Annotated in this window: 14 protein-coding genes; 10 read left to right on the top strand and 4 right to left on the bottom strand. The window is 69.3% G+C overall.

What is annotated here, in order from left to right:
* Positions 1-9 precede the first annotated feature (9 nt).
* Positions 10-1,434, top strand: a complete 1,425-nt coding sequence (locus tag GGQ63_RS07900; RefSeq protein ID WP_183854432.1) for a glutamate synthase subunit beta — start codon at positions 10-12, stop codon at positions 1,432-1,434.
* Positions 1,435-1,514: 80 nt separating this feature from the next.
* On the opposite strand, the gene GGQ63_RS07895 is transcribed toward GGQ63_RS07900, so the two are convergent.
* Complete coding sequence (locus tag GGQ63_RS07895) at positions 1,515-3,206, bottom strand: L,D-transpeptidase family protein (protein ID WP_183854430.1); 1,692 nt, start codon at positions 3,204-3,206, stop codon at positions 1,515-1,517.
* 111 nt (positions 3,207-3,317) lie between these two features.
* Positions 3,318-4,826: a sigma-54-dependent transcriptional regulator gene (locus GGQ63_RS07890; RefSeq protein ID WP_183854427.1), complete on the bottom strand. Its 1,509-nt coding sequence runs from the start codon at positions 4,824-4,826 to the stop codon at positions 3,318-3,320.
* A 221-nt stretch (positions 4,827-5,047) separates the two neighbouring features.
* On the opposite strand from GGQ63_RS07890, the gene GGQ63_RS07885 reads away from it, so the two are divergent.
* The 9 genes from GGQ63_RS07885 to GGQ63_RS07845 all read left to right on the top strand — a co-directional run bounded on the left by GGQ63_RS07885 (position 5,048) and on the right by GGQ63_RS07845 (position 12,984).
* Positions 5,048-6,868 (top strand): M3 family oligoendopeptidase, encoded by a 1,821-nt coding sequence (locus GGQ63_RS07885; RefSeq protein ID WP_183855376.1) that lies wholly within the window; start codon positions 5,048-5,050, stop codon positions 6,866-6,868.
* A 61-nt stretch (positions 6,869-6,929) separates the two neighbouring features.
* Positions 6,930-7,154: an AbrB/MazE/SpoVT family DNA-binding domain-containing protein gene (locus tag GGQ63_RS07880; protein ID WP_183854425.1), complete on the top strand. Its 225-nt coding sequence runs from the start codon at positions 6,930-6,932 to the stop codon at positions 7,152-7,154.
* A complete protein-coding gene (locus GGQ63_RS07875; RefSeq protein WP_183854423.1) occupies positions 7,151-7,549 on the top strand; it encodes a type II toxin-antitoxin system death-on-curing family toxin in 399 nt (132 codons plus the stop codon). Before GGQ63_RS07880 ends, GGQ63_RS07875 begins: the two co-directional genes overlap by 4 nt.
* 73 nt (positions 7,550-7,622) lie before the next feature.
* Entirely contained in the window at positions 7,623-8,972 is a 1,350-nt protein-coding gene (locus tag GGQ63_RS07870) for an ABC1 kinase family protein (RefSeq protein ID WP_246429683.1), read from the top strand.
* A 93-nt stretch (positions 8,973-9,065) separates the two neighbouring features.
* Positions 9,066-9,191 (top strand): aa3-type cytochrome c oxidase subunit IV, encoded by a 126-nt coding sequence (locus GGQ63_RS07865; RefSeq protein ID WP_183854421.1) that lies wholly within the window; start codon positions 9,066-9,068, stop codon positions 9,189-9,191.
* Between the two features lie 65 nt (positions 9,192-9,256).
* Positions 9,257-10,414: a Re/Si-specific NAD(P)(+) transhydrogenase subunit alpha gene (locus GGQ63_RS07860; protein WP_183854419.1), complete on the top strand. Its 1,158-nt coding sequence runs from the start codon at positions 9,257-9,259 to the stop codon at positions 10,412-10,414.
* A gap of 10 nt (positions 10,415-10,424) precedes the next feature.
* Entirely contained in the window at positions 10,425-10,904 is a 480-nt protein-coding gene (locus GGQ63_RS07855; RefSeq protein WP_183854417.1) for a proton-translocating transhydrogenase family protein, read from the top strand.
* Positions 10,905-10,916: 12 nt separating this feature from the next.
* The gene (locus GGQ63_RS07850; RefSeq protein WP_183854415.1) at positions 10,917-11,570 is read left to right on the top strand and encodes a hypothetical protein; all 654 of its coding nucleotides are present in this window, start codon (positions 10,917-10,919) and stop codon (positions 11,568-11,570) included.
* A gap of 13 nt (positions 11,571-11,583) precedes the next feature.
* Positions 11,584-12,984: an NAD(P)(+) transhydrogenase (Re/Si-specific) subunit beta gene (locus GGQ63_RS07845; RefSeq protein ID WP_183855372.1), complete on the top strand. Its 1,401-nt coding sequence runs from the start codon at positions 11,584-11,586 to the stop codon at positions 12,982-12,984.
* 299 nt (positions 12,985-13,283) lie between these two features.
* On the opposite strand, the gene GGQ63_RS07840 is transcribed toward GGQ63_RS07845, so the two are convergent.
* Both GGQ63_RS07840 and GGQ63_RS07835 read right to left on the bottom strand, forming a co-directional pair.
* On the bottom strand, positions 13,284-14,702 hold the full coding sequence (locus GGQ63_RS07840) for an SGNH/GDSL hydrolase family protein (RefSeq protein ID WP_183854414.1): 1,419 nt from the start codon (positions 14,700-14,702) through the stop codon (positions 13,284-13,286).
* A 91-nt stretch (positions 14,703-14,793) separates the two neighbouring features.
* Complete coding sequence (locus tag GGQ63_RS07835; protein WP_246429682.1) at positions 14,794-16,053, bottom strand: lytic murein transglycosylase; 1,260 nt, start codon at positions 16,051-16,053, stop codon at positions 14,794-14,796.
* Between the last annotated feature and the right edge of the window lie 44 nt (positions 16,054-16,097).

Genomic DNA, 16,097 nt, shown 5'->3' with positions numbered 1-16,097 from the left:
GAACTCACCATGGGTAAGGTCACGGGCTTCCTGGAGATCGACCGCCAGGAGCAGAAGTATCAGCCGGCCTCCGACCGGATCCGGCACTTCCGCGAATTCACCCTGCCGCAGTCCGATCAGGACGTGTCGCGGCAGGCGGCGCGCTGCATGGATTGCGGCATTCCCTATTGCCACGGTCCGACCGGCTGTCCGGTGCACAACCAGATTCCGGACTGGAACGACCTCGTCTATCAGGGCGATTGGGAGGAGGCGGCGCGCAACCTCCATTCGACCAACAATTTCCCGGAATTCACCGGCCGCGTCTGCCCGGCGCCCTGCGAGGAGGCCTGCACCCTCAACCTCGAGGACATGCCGGTCACGATCAAGACGATCGAGCAGGCGATCGCCGACAAGGCCTGGGAAATGGGCTGGGTGCGGCCGGAGATCCCGGCCGTGCGCACCGGCAAGAAGGTGGCGGTGGTCGGCTCCGGCCCGGCCGGCCTCGCGGCGGCGCAGCAGCTCGCCCGCGCCGGCCACGACGTTCACGTCTATGAGCGCGAGCCGAAGGCCGGCGGCCTGCTGCGCTACGGCATCCCCGATTTCAAGATGGAGAAGCACCCGATCGACCGGCGCGTTGCGCAGATCGAGGCCGAGGGCGCGGTCTTCCATTACGGCGTCAACATCGGCGTGACGATGCCGATGTCCGAGCTGGTCGACGGGCACGACGCGGTCGTCCTCGCCGGCGGCGCCGAGCATCCGCGCGATCCGCAGCTGCCCGGCATGGAGTTCGAGGGCGTCCATTATGCGATGCCCTTCCTGATCCAGCAGAACCGCCGGGTCGGCCGCGAGGATCTGAGCCATGAGGAACCGCTCGTCGCGACCGGCAAGCGCGTCGTCGTGATCGGCGGCGGCGACACGGCGTCGGATTGCGTCGGCACCTCCTTCCGGCAGGGCGCCCACAAGGTGACCCAGCTCGACATCCGCCCGATGCCGCCCTTGAAGGAAGACAAGCTGACCATCTGGCCGTACTGGCCGACCAAGTTCCGCACCTCGTCCTCGCAGGCCGAGGGCGCCGAGCGCGAGTTCTCGGCCGCGACGCTGCGCATCGTCGGCAAGAACGGCCGGGTCACCGGCGTCGAATGCGCCCGCGTCGACGAGAAGCGGCGTCCGATCGAGGGCACCGAATTCGTCATCAAGGCCGATCTCGTCCTGATCGCGCTCGGCTTCACCGGGCCGCTCAAGGAAGGCATGCTCGCGCAGCTCGGCGCGACCCTCGACAAGCGCGGCAATCTCGCCGCCGACACCGAGAGCTACCGGACCTCGGTCGACAAGGTGTTCGCCGCCGGCGATATGCGGCGCGGCCAGTCGCTGATCGTCTGGGCGATCCGCGAGGGCCGCCAGGCGGCGCATGCGGTCGACGCCTATCTGATGGGCTCGACGACGCTGCCGCGCTGAGGCGCGGCCCCTCCCCCGACAAAGAAAGGCCGGGAGCGATCCCGGCCTTTTCCTTTCCGTGAAGCGTGATCGGCGTGCGATCAGGACGGCGCACCGCCCTGCGCCTCCATCGCCTTGATCATCTTGGCGTCGTGGCCATAGATGTCCGGCCGCGTCACCAGCCTGCCGTCGGCGTCGACGAAGGCGGTGAAATAGGTGAGGTGCACCGGCACGTGCCGGGGAAGGTTCACCCAGGCCTCCCGGCCGCCGACCATCGCGCGCAGCTTCGCGCCGGTGATGTTGGGCTGTTCCGAGACCAGCGCATCGGCGAAGTCGAACGGGTTCATCACCCGGATGCAGCCATGGCTGAGCGCCCGCATGTCGCGCTGGAAGAAGGATTTCGACGGCGTGTCGTGCAGATAGACGGCGTGTTCGTTGGGGAACAGGAATTTGATGTCGCCGAGCGCGTTGTCGTCGCCCGGGATCTGGCGGATGCGCACCGAGCGGGCGGCCGAGGAATTCCAGTCGATCATGCCGGGATCGACCGCGCGCATGCGGCCGCCGACATTGGCGAGCACCTCGTAATTCTGCCGCGTCAGGTAATAGGGATCGGCCTGGATGCGCGGCAGCATCTCCTTCACCGCGATCGACGACGGCACGTTCCAGTACGGGTTGACGACGATGCTCTCGATCTCGTCCGAGAAGATCGGCGACTGGTTGGTCGGTTTGCCGACCACGACCCGCGTCTCGTGCACGATCTCGCCGTCGCGCACCACGTCGAGCTCGAAGGCCGGGATGTTGACCATCACATGGAAGCGGCCGAGATCGCGCGGCAGCCAGCGCCAGCGCTCCATATTGGCGAGGATGACCGGCACCTTGTCGACGACCGCCGCGTTCATCACGCCGAGCGTACCGGAACCGACGACGCCGTCGGTCGAAAGCCCGTGCGCGCGCTGGAAGAGGACGACCGCCTCCTCGAGCGTGAGATCGTAGAGATCGGCATCGGCGGCGTCGGCCGGGGCGGCGACGCCGAGCCGCGCCCGCAGCGCCGGCACGCGCGGATCGCGCTGGCCGAGCCGGAGCGAAGGCCCGCCCGGCACCGGTTCGGGCCGCGGGGCGGCCTCGGCGGCGCGCTCGGCGGCGAGTTCGCGGCGCAGGTCCTGAAAGCCCGGATGCTGCGGATTGTAGCTCGCGAGCGCGGCCGCGGGATCGCTCTCGTTGCCGACGCGGCGCAGCACCTCGACGGGGTCGGGATAATGGGCCTTCGGCGTCATCAGCTTCGACAGCGTGCGCGGGTCGAGCCGGCCGCCATCCGCCTGGCGCGCATAGAGGAGCACGGCGCGGCTGACGATCAGTTCGAGCCTGGCGACCAGCGAAGGGGCGGCCGCGACGCGCTCGCCGAGGCCGGGCGCCGGCAGGATGTAGGCGGCCGGATCGAGCCCGTCCTCGTCGGCACGCGCGATCCGGGCGATGACGGCCTTGGCGCGCGGCGTCAGGAAGCCGTTCTCGGTCCACAGCGGCAGGTAATGCCGCTCCTTGTAGAATTCGGCGATGCCGGCCCGGTCGCGCTTGTCGGCGAAGGCGAGATCGCGGTTCGCCTCGCCGAGCAGATCGCGCAGCGCCGTCGCCGAAGGATCGCTCGCGACGTCGGCGAGCGCGAGGCTCGCGGCGCTGCCCGCCCGGGCGGCGAAGTCCGTTCCCTCGGGCACATAGGCGACGGCCGGCAGGGCCGTGGCGACGCCGCCGAGGAGCATGGAGCCGGCGAGCAGGCGGCGAGCCCAGGTTTGCATCATTCCATCATCCGTTCCGGGAACGGCCCCGATTCTCGATCGGACCCCGGCCGAGAAGAACCGAAGGGTCCTGTTTCTGCAAGAGCAATGCCGGCCGCCCGCAGACGGTTTCGATCACTCCGCCGCGAGTGGGCCGTCGACGCCGTCGAGGCCCAGTTCCTTCAACCGCCGATAGAGCGTCGACCGGCCGATGCCGAGCCGCCGCGCCACGAGCGCCATGCGCCCGCCATACTGGTCGATGGCGATGCGGATCACGTCGGCCTCGATCTCCGCCATCGGCCGGATCTCTCCGGTGCGGCCGAAGAGCCGGATCGCCGGCCCGCTCCGGCCGGCGGCCGGCCGCGCGAGCGGCAGGGCTGCCGGCGGCGCGGCGGCCACGTCCGGAGAGAGCGCGATCGCGACCGGCTCGGCGGAGGCGGCCCGCTCCGGCATGACGGAGGCGTCGGCGATCTGCGGAAAATCCTCCGGCTCGATCAGCGGCCCTTCCGCCGCCAGCACGGCGCGGAAGACCGCGTTCTCCAATTGCCGGACATTGCCCGGCCAGTCGTGGCGCATCAGCCGGTCGAGCGCCGCCGACGAAACGCCGCGCACCCCGCTCCGCCGTTCTTCCGCGGCGAAGCGCAGCGCGAAACGGCGGACGAGTTCGGGCACGTCGTCGCGCCGTTCGCGCAGTGGCGGCACGCGGATCGGGAAGACGTTGATCCGGTAGTAGAGATCCTCGCGGAAGCGGCCCTCGCGCACCAGCCGGATCAGGTCGCGCCCGGTCGAGGCGACGAGCCGGACATCGGCGCGCAGCGGCCGCCGGCCGCCGCCCGGATCGACCTCGCCTTCCTGCAACGCCCGCACCAGCCGCGCCTGCAGGAGCGGCGCGAGCGCCGCGATCTCCTCGATGAAGAGCGTGCCGCCATGCGCCTCGACGAGCGCCCCGACGGTCCGTTCGGCCGCCGCGCCCGTCGCCCGCTCGCCGCCGAACAGGAGCGCCGCGGCGCGCTCGTCGGCGAGCGCGGTGCCGTCGACCGCGACGAAGGGCCGGCCGCGCCGGTCACCGGCGGCGTGCAGGATGCGGGCGATGAGGGCCTTGCCGACGCCGGCCTCGCCTTCGATCAGCACCGGCAGCACGGTCGCCGCCGCCCGCTCCACGAGCCGCGCGACACGCTCCATCGCCGCGCTTCCGGCGACGAGATCGCCGAGCGCCGGCGCGCCGGCCGCCGCCCGGCGTGCGCGGCCGAGCGCTTCCTCGAGCGCGCGCATGCGCAGCGCCTGCTCGATCGAAAGCACGACGCGCTCGACAACAAGCGGCTTGACGAGCACGTCGACCGCCCCCGCCCGCAGTGCCGAAGGCGCCGCATCGAAGCCGCCGGCCGCGGCGAGCGCGATCACCGGCGGGATCGGCCCCCGCTCGCGCAGGCGCGCGAGCACCCCCATGCCGTCGAGTTCCGGCATGACGAGGTCGAGCACGACGAGGCCGAAGCCGTCGCGCCCCGCCGCGGCGAACGCATCGAGCGCCGCACGGCCGTCGGCGACGGCCACCGTGCGATGGCCGAGCCGCGCTGCCGCCGTCTCGACGAGACGGCAGACGGCCGGGTCGTCATCGGCGATCAGAAGGGTCGTGCTGGTTGGCATAGGTCGCCGGCTTCCCTCGGATACGCGAGACAGGAGACGGAACGGCTGGGGCGGAGCGATCTTCCGCGATGGGCCAGAATGGCCGCCGGAGGGTTAAGAGCCGGTGAATGGCGCCGCCGCGACCGACGATCCGCTGTGGATGCGTTGATCCCGGACGATCGCCATTCTAAGTACCGCTCGATTTCCTCTTCCAGGATGGTTCGATGTCCCCGATCGATCGCATGGCGTCCCCGTTCCGCTCCGCCGCCGCCGACGCGGCCGCCGAAGCCCAGCTCGCCGGCCTGCCGGAATGGAACCTCGCCGACCTCTATGACGGGCTCGATTCGCCCGTGCTCGCCGCCGATCTGGTGCGCGCGGAGGGCGAGGCGGCGGCCTTCGAGACGCACTGGAAGGGCCGGCTCGAGACCCTCGCGCGCGAAGGCGGCCTCGTCGCGCCGATCCGCGCCTACGAGGCGCTCGAGGACCTGCTCGGCCGGATCGTCTCCTTCGCCGGCCTCGTCTATGCCGGCGACACCACCGATCCGGAACGCGCGAAATTCTATGGCGACATCCAGGAGAAGGTGACCCGGCTGTCGACCCGGCTGTTGTTCTTCGGGCTCGAACTGAACCGCATCGAGGACGGGGTGATCGCCGCCGCGCTCGCAGCCGACCCGGCACTCGCCCATTACCGGCCGTGGATCGAGGACCTGAGGAAGGAAAAGCCCTACCAGCTCGAAGATCGCGTCGAGGAGCTGTTCCACGAGCAGTCGGTGACCGGCCGCGGCGCCTGGAACCGGCTGTTCGACGAGACGATGGCGGCGCTGCGCTTCACCGTCCAGGGCGAGGTGCTGACCCTCGAGCCCACCCTCAACCGGCTGCAGCACCATGAGGAGGCGCGCCGCAAGGCGGCGGCGGAGGCGCTCGCCGCGACCTTCCGCGAGAATCTGCGGCTCTTCACCCTGATCACCAACACGCTCGCCAAGGACAAGGAGATCTCCGACCGCTGGCGCGGCTTCGGCGATGTCGCCGCGGCGCGCCATCTCGCCAACCGCGTCGAGCCGGAGGTGGTCGACGCGCTCGTCGACGCCGTTCGGGCGGCCTATCCGCTGCTGTCGCACCGCTACTATGCGCTGAAGGCGAAGTGGCTCGGCAAGGACGCGCTCGACTACTGGAACCGCAACGCGCCGCTGCCCGACGTGCCGACGCGGGCGATCCCCTGGACCGAGGCGCAGGAGACGGTGCTCTCCGCCTATCGCCGCTTCTCGCCCGACATGGCCTCGATCGCGCAGCGCTTCTTCGACCGGGGCTGGATCGACGCCCCTGCCCGGCCGGGCAAGTCGCCGGGCGCCTTCGCGCATCCGACCGTCCCCTCCGCGCACCCCTATGTGCTCCTCAACTACATGGGCAAGACGCGCGACGTGATGACCCTCGCCCATGAGCTCGGTCATGGCGTGCACCAGGTGCTCGCCGCGCCGCAGGGTCCGCTGATGGCGCCGACCCCGCTGACGCTCGCCGAGACGGCGAGCGTGTTCGGCGAGATGCTGACCTTCCGCGCCCTGCTCGACCGCGCCGGGACCCCGGCCGAGCGCAAGGCGCTGCTCGCCTCGAAGGTCGAGGACATGATCAACACGGTGGTCCGCCAGATCGCCTTCTACAGCTTCGAGCGCCGCATCCATGTCGAGCGTCGCGAGGGCGAGCTGACCGCCGAGCGGATCGGCGCGATCTGGCTCGAGGTGCAGGCCGAGAGCCTCGGCCCGGCGCTCCGCTTCGGACCGGGCTACGAGACCTACTGGACCTATATCCCGCACTTCATCCATTCGCCCTTCTATGTCTATGCCTATGCCTTCGGCGACTGTCTGGTGAACTCGCTCTACGCGGTCTACCAGCGTGCCGAGACGGGCTTCCAGGACAAATACTTCGCGATGCTGAAGGCGGGCGGAACGCGCCACCACAGCGAGCTCCTCGCCCCCTTCGGCCTCGACGCCCGCGATCCCGGCTTCTGGACGGAGGGCCTCGGCGTGCTGAAGGGCTTCATCGACGAGCTGGAGGCGATGGAGGGATAGCCCTTCCGATGCGCGCGGCCGGGCGCCATGTTATACGGTGCCTATGACGCGGGAGAGCGTGATGAAGCTCGAAATCAGGAAGATCGGCGACTCGACCGGGCTGATCCTGCCGAAGGAACTGCTCGGTCGGCTCAATCTCGGCCAGGGCGACTGGCTTCACGTCACCGAAGCGCCGGACGGCTCGCTGCGGCTGACGCCCTATGATCCGGAATTCGATCGGGCCATCACGATGATGGATGAACTCATGGTGGAGTATCGCGACACGCTCGAGGCCCTTGCCAAATGAGCGAGCCGCGGTGGCTCCGCGAGGAGGAAATCCGCATCACCCACGAACGACAACTCGCGCGTTTCGGTGGGGCCATCGGGATACGGGATGTCGGCGCGCTGAGGTCGGCGCTCGACCGGCCGCGCAACAAATGGGCGTATGAGCAGGCTGATCTCGTCACGCTGGGCGCCGCCTACGCATTCGGCATCGCGCGCAATCATCCGTTCGTGGACGGCAATAAGCGGGTCGCGTTCCTGGCCATGATCGGCTTTCTGCGGCTGAATGGCGTCCGTTTCGCTCCACCGCCTGCCGAGGCTACCGGGGTCATGCTCAAGCTCGCCGCGGGCGAGATCGACGAGGCGGGCCTCGTGCGCTGGATCGCCGACAGTCTGGCGAAATCCGCCGCGGCGCCGTGACGCTGCCGGCGAGGGTTGAAGCCGGGCCGGCCGGTCTCATTTTCCGAGATCAGCCGCGCGAGAGGAAATCCCCTTGTCCGATCCCGAGAAGAACCGGCTTTCCGGCCGCATCGCCCGCTATGCCCGCGTCGGCACGGGGATGGGCGGCGTCGCGGCGCGGATGGCCGGCGCCCGGCTGTTCGGTTCGGATCTCGGCGGCGAGAAGGGGGCGGCGGAGCTCGCCGCCGCACTCGGCGGGCTGAAAGGGCCGCTCATGAAGGTGGCGCAGCTCCTCGCCACCGTGCCCGACCTCGTGCCGCCCGAATATGCGACGGCGCTCGGACAATTGCAGTCGAACGCGCCGCCGATGGGCTGGACCTTCGTCCGGCGCCGCATGCGCGCGGAGCTCGGCGAAGGCTGGGAGAGCCGCTTCGGCGCGTTCGAGCACCAGCCCTTCGCCGCCGCCTCGCTCGGCCAGGTGCACCGCGCCGCGACGACGGACGGACGGCCCGTCGCCGCCAAGCTGCAATATCCCGACATGCAGTCGGCCGTCGAAGCCGATCTCGTCCAGCTGAAGCTGCTGTTCTCCGCCTATCGCCGGCTCGACCGGGCGATCGACACCTCGCAGATCTATGAGGAGATCCGCGCCCGCATCCGGGAAGAGCTCGATTATGGCCGCGAGGCCCGCCACACCGCGCTCTACCGCACGATGCTCGCCGACGAGCCGCTCGTGCGCGTACCCGATATCGAGGCCGATCTGTCGACCGGCCGCCTCCTCACAATGTCCTTTCTCGAGGGACGGCGCCTGCTCGATTTCCGCGATCGGCCGCAGGACGAGCGGAACCGCATCGCCACCGCGATGTTCGCCGCCTGGTGGTCGCCCTTCGCGCGCTACGGCGTGATCCATGGCGATCCGCATCTCGGCAATTACACCGTCTTCGAGGAAGACGGCGCGGCCGCCGGCATCAACCTCCTCGACTATGGCTGCATCCGCATCTTCGAGGCCGGCTTCGTCGCCGGCGTCGTCGATCTCTTCCATGGCCTTCGCGAAGGCGACGAGGCGCGCGTCGTCTCCGCCTATGAGCGCTGGGGCTTCCGCGGCCTGTCGCGCGATCTCATCGAGGCGCTCAACATCTGGGCCCGCTTCATCTACGGCCCGCTGCTCGACGACCGGGTGCGGACGATCGCCGATGGTGTCGCCCCCGCCGAATATGGCCGGCGCGAGGCCTATCGGGTGCATCGGGTGCTGAAGGAGAAGGGGCCCGTGACCGTCCCGCGCGAATTCGTCTTCATGGACCGGGCGGCGGTCGGGCTCGGCTCGGTCTTCCTGCACCTCTCGGCGGAGCTCAATTTCCACCGTCTGTTCGCCGCGGCGATCGCCGATTTCGACGCCGATTCGCTCGCCGCTCGGCAGTCGGAGGCGCTCGCGCGGGCCGGGCTCTGAACGCGGCTTGAGGTGCCCCTCAATCCCGCATTGCCGGCCCCCGTCCTTTTGCTATAAGGGCGGTCCGACACGCTCAACCGAGAGGGTTTCGCCATGGCCGGCAATGCGATGGACTACCGCGAGCACGACCGTACCTATCGGTTCTTCACCGGCCTCACCAAGTGGGGCACGGTCGCCATCGTGGTCATCCTGATCCTGATGGCGATCTTCCTGCTCTGACCGGACAGCGGCCGGATTTCTGACGATCGAGGGGCGAGCCGGCCCGGCCGGCTCGGGAGGACAACATGAAGATCGGTATCCCGGCCGAAGTGGACCGGAACGAGAGCCGCGTCGCGGCGACGCCCGAGACCGTCAAGAAATTCGTCGCGCTCGGGGCGGAGGTGGCCGTCCAGTCCGGCGCCGGCCTCGCCTCGCGCATTCCCGACGCCGAATACGAGGCGGCCGGCGGCCGGATCGTGGCGAGCGCGGCGGATGCCGTGCACGATGCCGATCTGGTGCTGAAGGTGCGCCGGCCGATCGCCGGCGAGCTCGCCGCCTACCGCAAGGGGACGGTGGTGGTCGCCACCATGGACCCCTATGGCAACGAGGCCGCCGTCAAGGCGATGGCCGATGCCGGCCTGACCGCGGTGGCGATGGAATTCATGCCGCGCATCACCCGCGCGCAGGTGATGGACGTGCTTTCGTCGCAGGCCAATCTCGCCGGCTATCAGGCGGTGATCGATGCGGCGTCCGAATATGACCGCGCCCTGCCGATGATGATGACGGCGGCCGGCACGGTGCCGGCCGCGCGCGTCTTCGTGATGGGCGCCGGCGTCGCCGGCCTGCAGGCGATCGCGACCGCGCGCCGCCTCGGCGCGGTCGTGACCGCGACCGACGTCCGCCCGGCGGCGAAGGAGCAGGTCGAGTCGCTCGGCGCGAAGTTCGTCGCCGTCGAGGACGAGGAATTCAAGCAGGCCGAGACCGCAGCCGGCTATGCGAAGCCGATGTCGGCCGAATACCAGGCGAAGCAGGCCGCGCTGATCGCCGAGCACATCAAGAAGCAGGACATCGTCATCACCACGGCGCTCATTCCGGGCCGGCCGGCGCCGCGCCTCGTCTCGGCGGCGATGGTCGCCTCGATGAAGCCCGGCTCGGTGCTGATCGATCTCGCGGTCGAGCGCGGCGGCAATGTCGAGGGCGCGGTGCCGGGCGAGATCGCGACGACCGAGGGCGGCGTCAAGATCGTCGGCCATCTCAACGTCTCCGGCCGGATCGCCGCCACCGCCTCGCAGCTCTATGCGCGCAACCTCTACGCCTTCGTCGAGACGCTCGTCGACAAGGCCTCGAAGCAGCTCGCGATCAATTTCGAGGACGAGCTCGTCAAGGCGACCGTGCTGACGCGCGGCGGTGCGATCGTCCACCCGGCCTTCGCGCCGAAGGAAACCGCGGCGATCAGCGCCTGAGGGGGGAGAGATGGAACAGCTCACGCCGGACCAGGCGGCCGAGGCCGCCCGCCAGGCTGCGGACGCGGCGGCGGCCGCCGCCGACGCCGCCCGCGAGGCCGCGCTCGCGGCCCAGTCCTATGCCGATCAGGTCGCCGACGGCGCCGCGGCGGTCGTCCATGCCGCGACCGGCGGCGCGATCGACCCGTTCGTCTTCCGCCTGTCGATCTTCGTGCTCGCGATCTTCGTCGGCTATTACGTCGTCTGGTCGGTGACGCCGGCGCTGCACACGCCGCTGATGAGCGTGACCAACGCGATCTCCTCGGTGATCGTCGTCGGCGCCCTGCTCGCGGTCGGCGTCGAGGCGGTCGACACGATCTCCGGCTCCTCCGGCCATCTCTGGGCCCAGGGCTTCGGCTTCGTCGCGCTCGTGCTCGCGAGCGTCAACATCTTCGGCGGCTTCCTCGTGACCAACCGCATGTTGGCCATGTACAAGAAGAAGTCGGGCTAGGGTGGGGTGGCGATGTCGTTCTTATCCTCAAACTTGCCAAACGCCGCAAAGAATCCGCGACAAATATTTGTCGCGTACCCCTATAAGTTGTACGACAAAAAGGACTATCGTAAAGCATACCAAGAGGCAGAGAAGGCTTTCTCAGTACACTTTGTATTTGCCGATGAAAAGATAACAGACCTGCATATTCTACAGAAGATTCAAAATTATATTAGAGAGTCGCGGTTCTCGATATTCGATATCACCGGATGGAACGCAAACGTTACCCTTGAGCTCGGCCTGGCTCTTGGACTCACTGAAAGAACCTTCATAATTTTCAATCCGTCAAAGATTGATGTTAATGAAGTGCCTTCCGATCTAAGAGGAGTGGATCGGATGCATTACTCATCATTCACTGATCTGGGAGAGAACCTATCGAGGTTACTTGAGCAAGAGTTTCCCATCGTCCGAGAGCACCCGATGGAGTCTCAGATAGAACTCTTGGGATCGGAGATGGTAAAAATACTTGAAGCCCAAGAAGGCCTACGAATAGGCGACATTGCCCGTGGTCTTGGTATTTCCGTCGAGTTGGCAAAATTGGTTATCAAGCCTCTTGTGAACAGGCGGGTGGAGATGCGGGGCGTTAAAAAGGGTGCTAAATACTACCTTTTAGAGCAGAAGGGCTAGGGGCCGTCAGATGCTGTCTCCCAACGTCACGGCCGTCCTCTATCTGATCTCGGGCGTCCTCTTCATCATGGCGCTGCGCGGGCTGTCGAGCCCGGCGACCTCGCGCCGCGGCAATCTGCTCGGCATGGTCGGCATGGCGATCGCCATCCTGACCACGCTCGCCTATGCCGCGCCGCGCGCCGGCGCCGCCTGGACGCTGATCATCCTCGGCCTCGCCATCGGCGGCATCGTCGGCGCGGTGATCGCCCGGCGCATCGCCATGACGGCGATGCCGCAGCTCGTCGCCGCCTTCCACTCGCTCGTCGGCCTCGCCGCGGTGATGGTGGCGGCCGCCGCGCTCTATGCGCCGGAGGCCTTCGGCATCGGCGCGGTCGGCCTCATCCACGGCCAGGCGCTCGTCGAGATGAGCCTCGGCGTGGCGATCGGCGCGATCACCTTCACCGGCTCGGTCATCGCCTTTGCGAAGCTCAACGGCAACATGTCGGGCCGGCCGATCCTCCTGCCGGGCCGGCACTTCATCAATGCCGGCCTCGCCATCCTGCTCGTCGTGCTGATCATCGCGCTCGTCCGCACCGAGAGCCACGCCGTGTTCTGGCTGATTGTGCTCGTCAGCCTCGTGCTCGGCGGCCTGATCATCGTGCCGATCGGCGGCGCCGACATGCCGGTCGTCGTCTCGATGCTGAACTCCTATTCCGGCTGGGCGGCGGCGGGCATCGGCTTCACGCTCGGCAACACCGCGCTGATCATCACCGGCGCGCTGGTCGGCTCGTCGGGCGCCATCCTCTCCTACATCATGTGCAAGGGGATGAACCGCTCCTTCATCTCGGTCATTCTCGGCGGCTTCGGCGGCGAGACGGCCGGGCCTTCGGGCGGCGCGGTCGAGCAGCGGCCGGTCAAGCAGGGCTCGGCCGAGGACGCCGCCTTCATCATGAAGAACGCCTCGAAGGTCATCATCGTGCCGGGCTACGGCATGGCGGTCGCCCAGGCGCAGCATGCGCTGCGTGAAATGGCCGACAAGCTGAAGGCCGAGGGCGTCGAGGTGAAATATGCGATCCACCCCGTCGCGGGCCGCATGCCGGGCCACATGAACGTTCTCCTCGCCGAGGCGAACGTGCCCTATGACGAGGTGTTCGAGCTCGAGGACATCAATTCCGAGTTCGCGCAGGCCGATGTCGCCTTCGTCATCGGCGCCAACGACGTCACCAATCCGGCGGCGAAGACCGACCCGAAATCGCCGATCTTCGGCATGCCGATCCTCGACGTCGAGAAGGCCGGCACCGTGCTCTTCGTCAAGCGCGGCATGGGTTCGGGCTATGCCGGCGTCGAGAACGAGCTGTTCTTCAAGGACAACACCATGATGCTCTTCGCCGACGCGAAGAAGATGGTCGAGAGCATCGTCAAGTCGCTCGGCTGAGCGCGACGAAGCTCTGAACGGAAAGGCCGGGCCGACGCCCGGCCTTTTTCTTTGGCCGAACATCCCGCGCGATCGGCAGCCTGCCCCGGCCTCCCTCGGCCGATCCGCGGCCGCGGCGCCCGCCGCAGCCCGCGAGGGGCATCATCGGACGGGTCCCTACTTCCGAATCCGCCCTCGTTCGATCGAGGCCGTCGCGCCCGCCGCACAGGGCCGGCCCCCCGTCCGATCACCGGCCGGACCGCGCCCGCGATCTCCCCCGGGGCCTCCGAACGGGCCGTAGCGCCGCAGTGCCGCCGGGCTCACTCCACCGCGGGCGCGGCGACCGCCGCCGTGGGTGCGGGCAGCAGCACGATGCCGTCGAGCCGCACCCGGTTCGCCGGGTCCCCCTCGTCCTTCGGCGCCGGCCGCCAGGTGAAATCGTCGACCCGGCCCGCCGGCGGCGGCGGCGGCGCGCCTTCGACGACGAGCTTGTATTGGGCGCTGTCGGCCGGCGGCGGGGCGGCGGGCACGGCGCCGGCGAGCGGACTATCGGCGGCGCCGGGCGGCGGGTCGGTCAGCGAGACGACGGGGCCCAGACGGCGCTCCTTGCCGTCCGGGCCGATCTCGATCACCTCGTTCGGATTGACCGCGCTGATCAGGCTCGAGCCCGGCGTCAGAACGCCGCCGTCGCGGCGGATCTCGGTCTCGACATAGAAGGCGAGCTTGCGCCGGCCGGGCCGGGTGAAGCCGATCCCGTCGGAGGTGCGCAGCGCCTTCACCTGCCCGTCCATGTCCGGCCCGCGGGCGACGAACTTGCCGTCCTCGTCGGAGAAGCCGTCCCAGACATCGATGAAGGAGCCGCCGACCGCCTTCACCCGCGCCTCGAACAGCGAATTGAGGAAGGTCATGTCGGCCGAGGCGTCCTCGGGCCCGAGCGGCGGCGCGCCGATCCAGTAGAAGGGCCGGCCATAGGCCTGCAGGCCGAGCAGCAGGGAATCGAGCCGCTGCTCGTAGACCTTCTGCCATTCCGGCGTGCGGGGCGCGAGCCGGTCCTCGCCGGCGCGGATCACCTGCCGGTCATTGGCGCCGATCAGCACGACGACCATGTCCGGCTTCTGCGCGTCGAGGATCGCCGGCAGTTCGGCGTTCCAGTCGTAATAGTCGCTGCGCACGAAGCCCGACGCCCCGTTCGAGGCGTCGACGATGCGGATCCGCGGCTCGGCGGCGAAGGCCTGGTCGAGGCCCCAGGCGAGCGCCCCGGCGACGAAATCGCCGATCACCAGAACCTTGCGGGCATCCTCCGCCTTCGGCTCGATCGCCGCGACCGCATAGTCCGGCTCGGCGGGCGCCGCGGCCGGCCTCTTCTTGCGCGGCTGCTGCGCCTGCTGGGGTGCCGGCCGCTCGTCGATCGCCGGCGGCGCCTGCCGGCGGCGGCCGAAGATCGCGCCGAGGCCGCGCCGCGGCGGCTCGTCGTCATAGATCGGCGCGTCGGGCGGCAACGGCGCGCCGCGGCGGCGGCGGAGCGGCTCCCCGGCGGGCGCGCCGACATCGCCCGGCGGCGCCGCGACCTCGCGGCCGCCGAACAACCGTTCGAGAAAGGCGACCTGCCGGGTACCGGGACCCGTCTGCGGAGCGGGGCTCTCCTGGGCGTGGACAGGCGACAACCCGCCGGCCGCAACGACCAGCGCGACGCAGAGCGCCATCGGCCCGAAGGCCGCCATCACGAACCGCCGCATCATTGAACGAGAGTCCTTCGGGGCCCCGTGGACCCCCAGCCCTCGCCATTCTACCGTGTGGCGCGGATTTCGCCAGCCGCAGCGCGCGCCCCGGTCAGCTTTCGCCCCGCATCCGGGCGAGCAGCGCCGCCGAGGCCCAGCCGTCCGGCACGAGACCGGCGCGCGCCTGATAGGCGCGGATCGCCGCGCGGGTGCCCGGCCCGATCTTGCCGTCGATCGCGCCGCTATAATGACCTCGGCGCGCCAGCGCCCGCTGCAGATCGCCGCGCTCGTCGGGCGTCAGCGGCCGGTCGCCCTGCGGCCAGCCGGCGACGAAGGCGCCATAGCCGGCGAGCCGGTCGGCGAGATGGCCGACGGCGAGCGCATAGGCGTCGGCATTGTTGTAGCGCTTGATCGCCTGGAAATTGCGGATCAGCAGGAAGACAGGCCCGTGTGCGCCGGCCGGCGCATAGAGCCGCGCCGGCTCGTCGGCGCGGGAGAAGGCACGGCCGGCCACCCGCCTTATGCCGAGCTTCGCCCAGGCCGAGACCGGCCGTGTCTCGTCGCGGTCGGCGTGGCGCCAGTCGAAGCCCGCCGGAATCTCGACCTCATAGCCCCAGCTCTCGCCGGCCCGCCAGCCGGAGACGCGCAGATAGTTCGCGGTCGAGGCGAGCGCGTCGAGCGGGTTGGTCCAGATGTCGCGCTTGCCGTCGCCGTCGAAATCCGCCGCATAGGCCCGATAGGTGGTCGGGATGAACTGGGTGTGGCCCATCGCGCCGGCCCAGGAGCCGACCATCCGGCCGGGCGTGATGTCGCCGTGCTCGAGGATCTTCAGCGCCGCGATGAGCTGGGTGCGACCGTATCTGGCGCGCCGCCCACCCTTATAGGCGAGGGTCGCGAGCGACCGGATGGTGTTCTTGACGATCTGGTCGTTCTCGAGCACCTGGCCGTAGGACGATTCCATGCCCCAGATCGCCACCACGGCATAGCGGCTGACGCCATAGCGCCGCTCGATCTCGTCGAGGCCGCGCTCGTAGCGGCGCAGCGCCGCCCGCCCGTCGGCGATGCGCCGCTCGGAGACGGCGCTGTCGAGATACTCCCAGAGCGGCTTGACGAATTCGGCCTGCGCGCTCGCCCGCCGCAGCACGTCGGGGTCGGGCGTGAAGCGGCCGAGCGCGGCGTCATAGGTGCGCCGCGAGACGCCGGCGGCCCGCGCCTCGCGCCAGAAGCGCTCCACCCAGGCCTTGGCGGCGGCATCGGCCTGCGCCTGCGGGGGCGGAAGGGAAACGCCGAAGACGAGCAGTGCGAGCGTCAGCCCCGCGAGCCTTCGTGCGGCCGCACATGCGACCCTCCTCGTCCGTTCGAGCAGCAACAAGCCGGCCTCCTTCCCGTTTCTTCGCAGCGCCCCCAGCCGATTCC

Origin of the sequence: Prosthecomicrobium pneumaticum, from assembly GCF_014199915.1 — a bacterium.
Lineage (GTDB): Bacteria > Pseudomonadota > Alphaproteobacteria > Rhizobiales > Kaistiaceae > Prosthecomicrobium > Prosthecomicrobium pneumaticum.
This window is presented reverse-complemented; position numbering and strand designations above follow the sequence as displayed.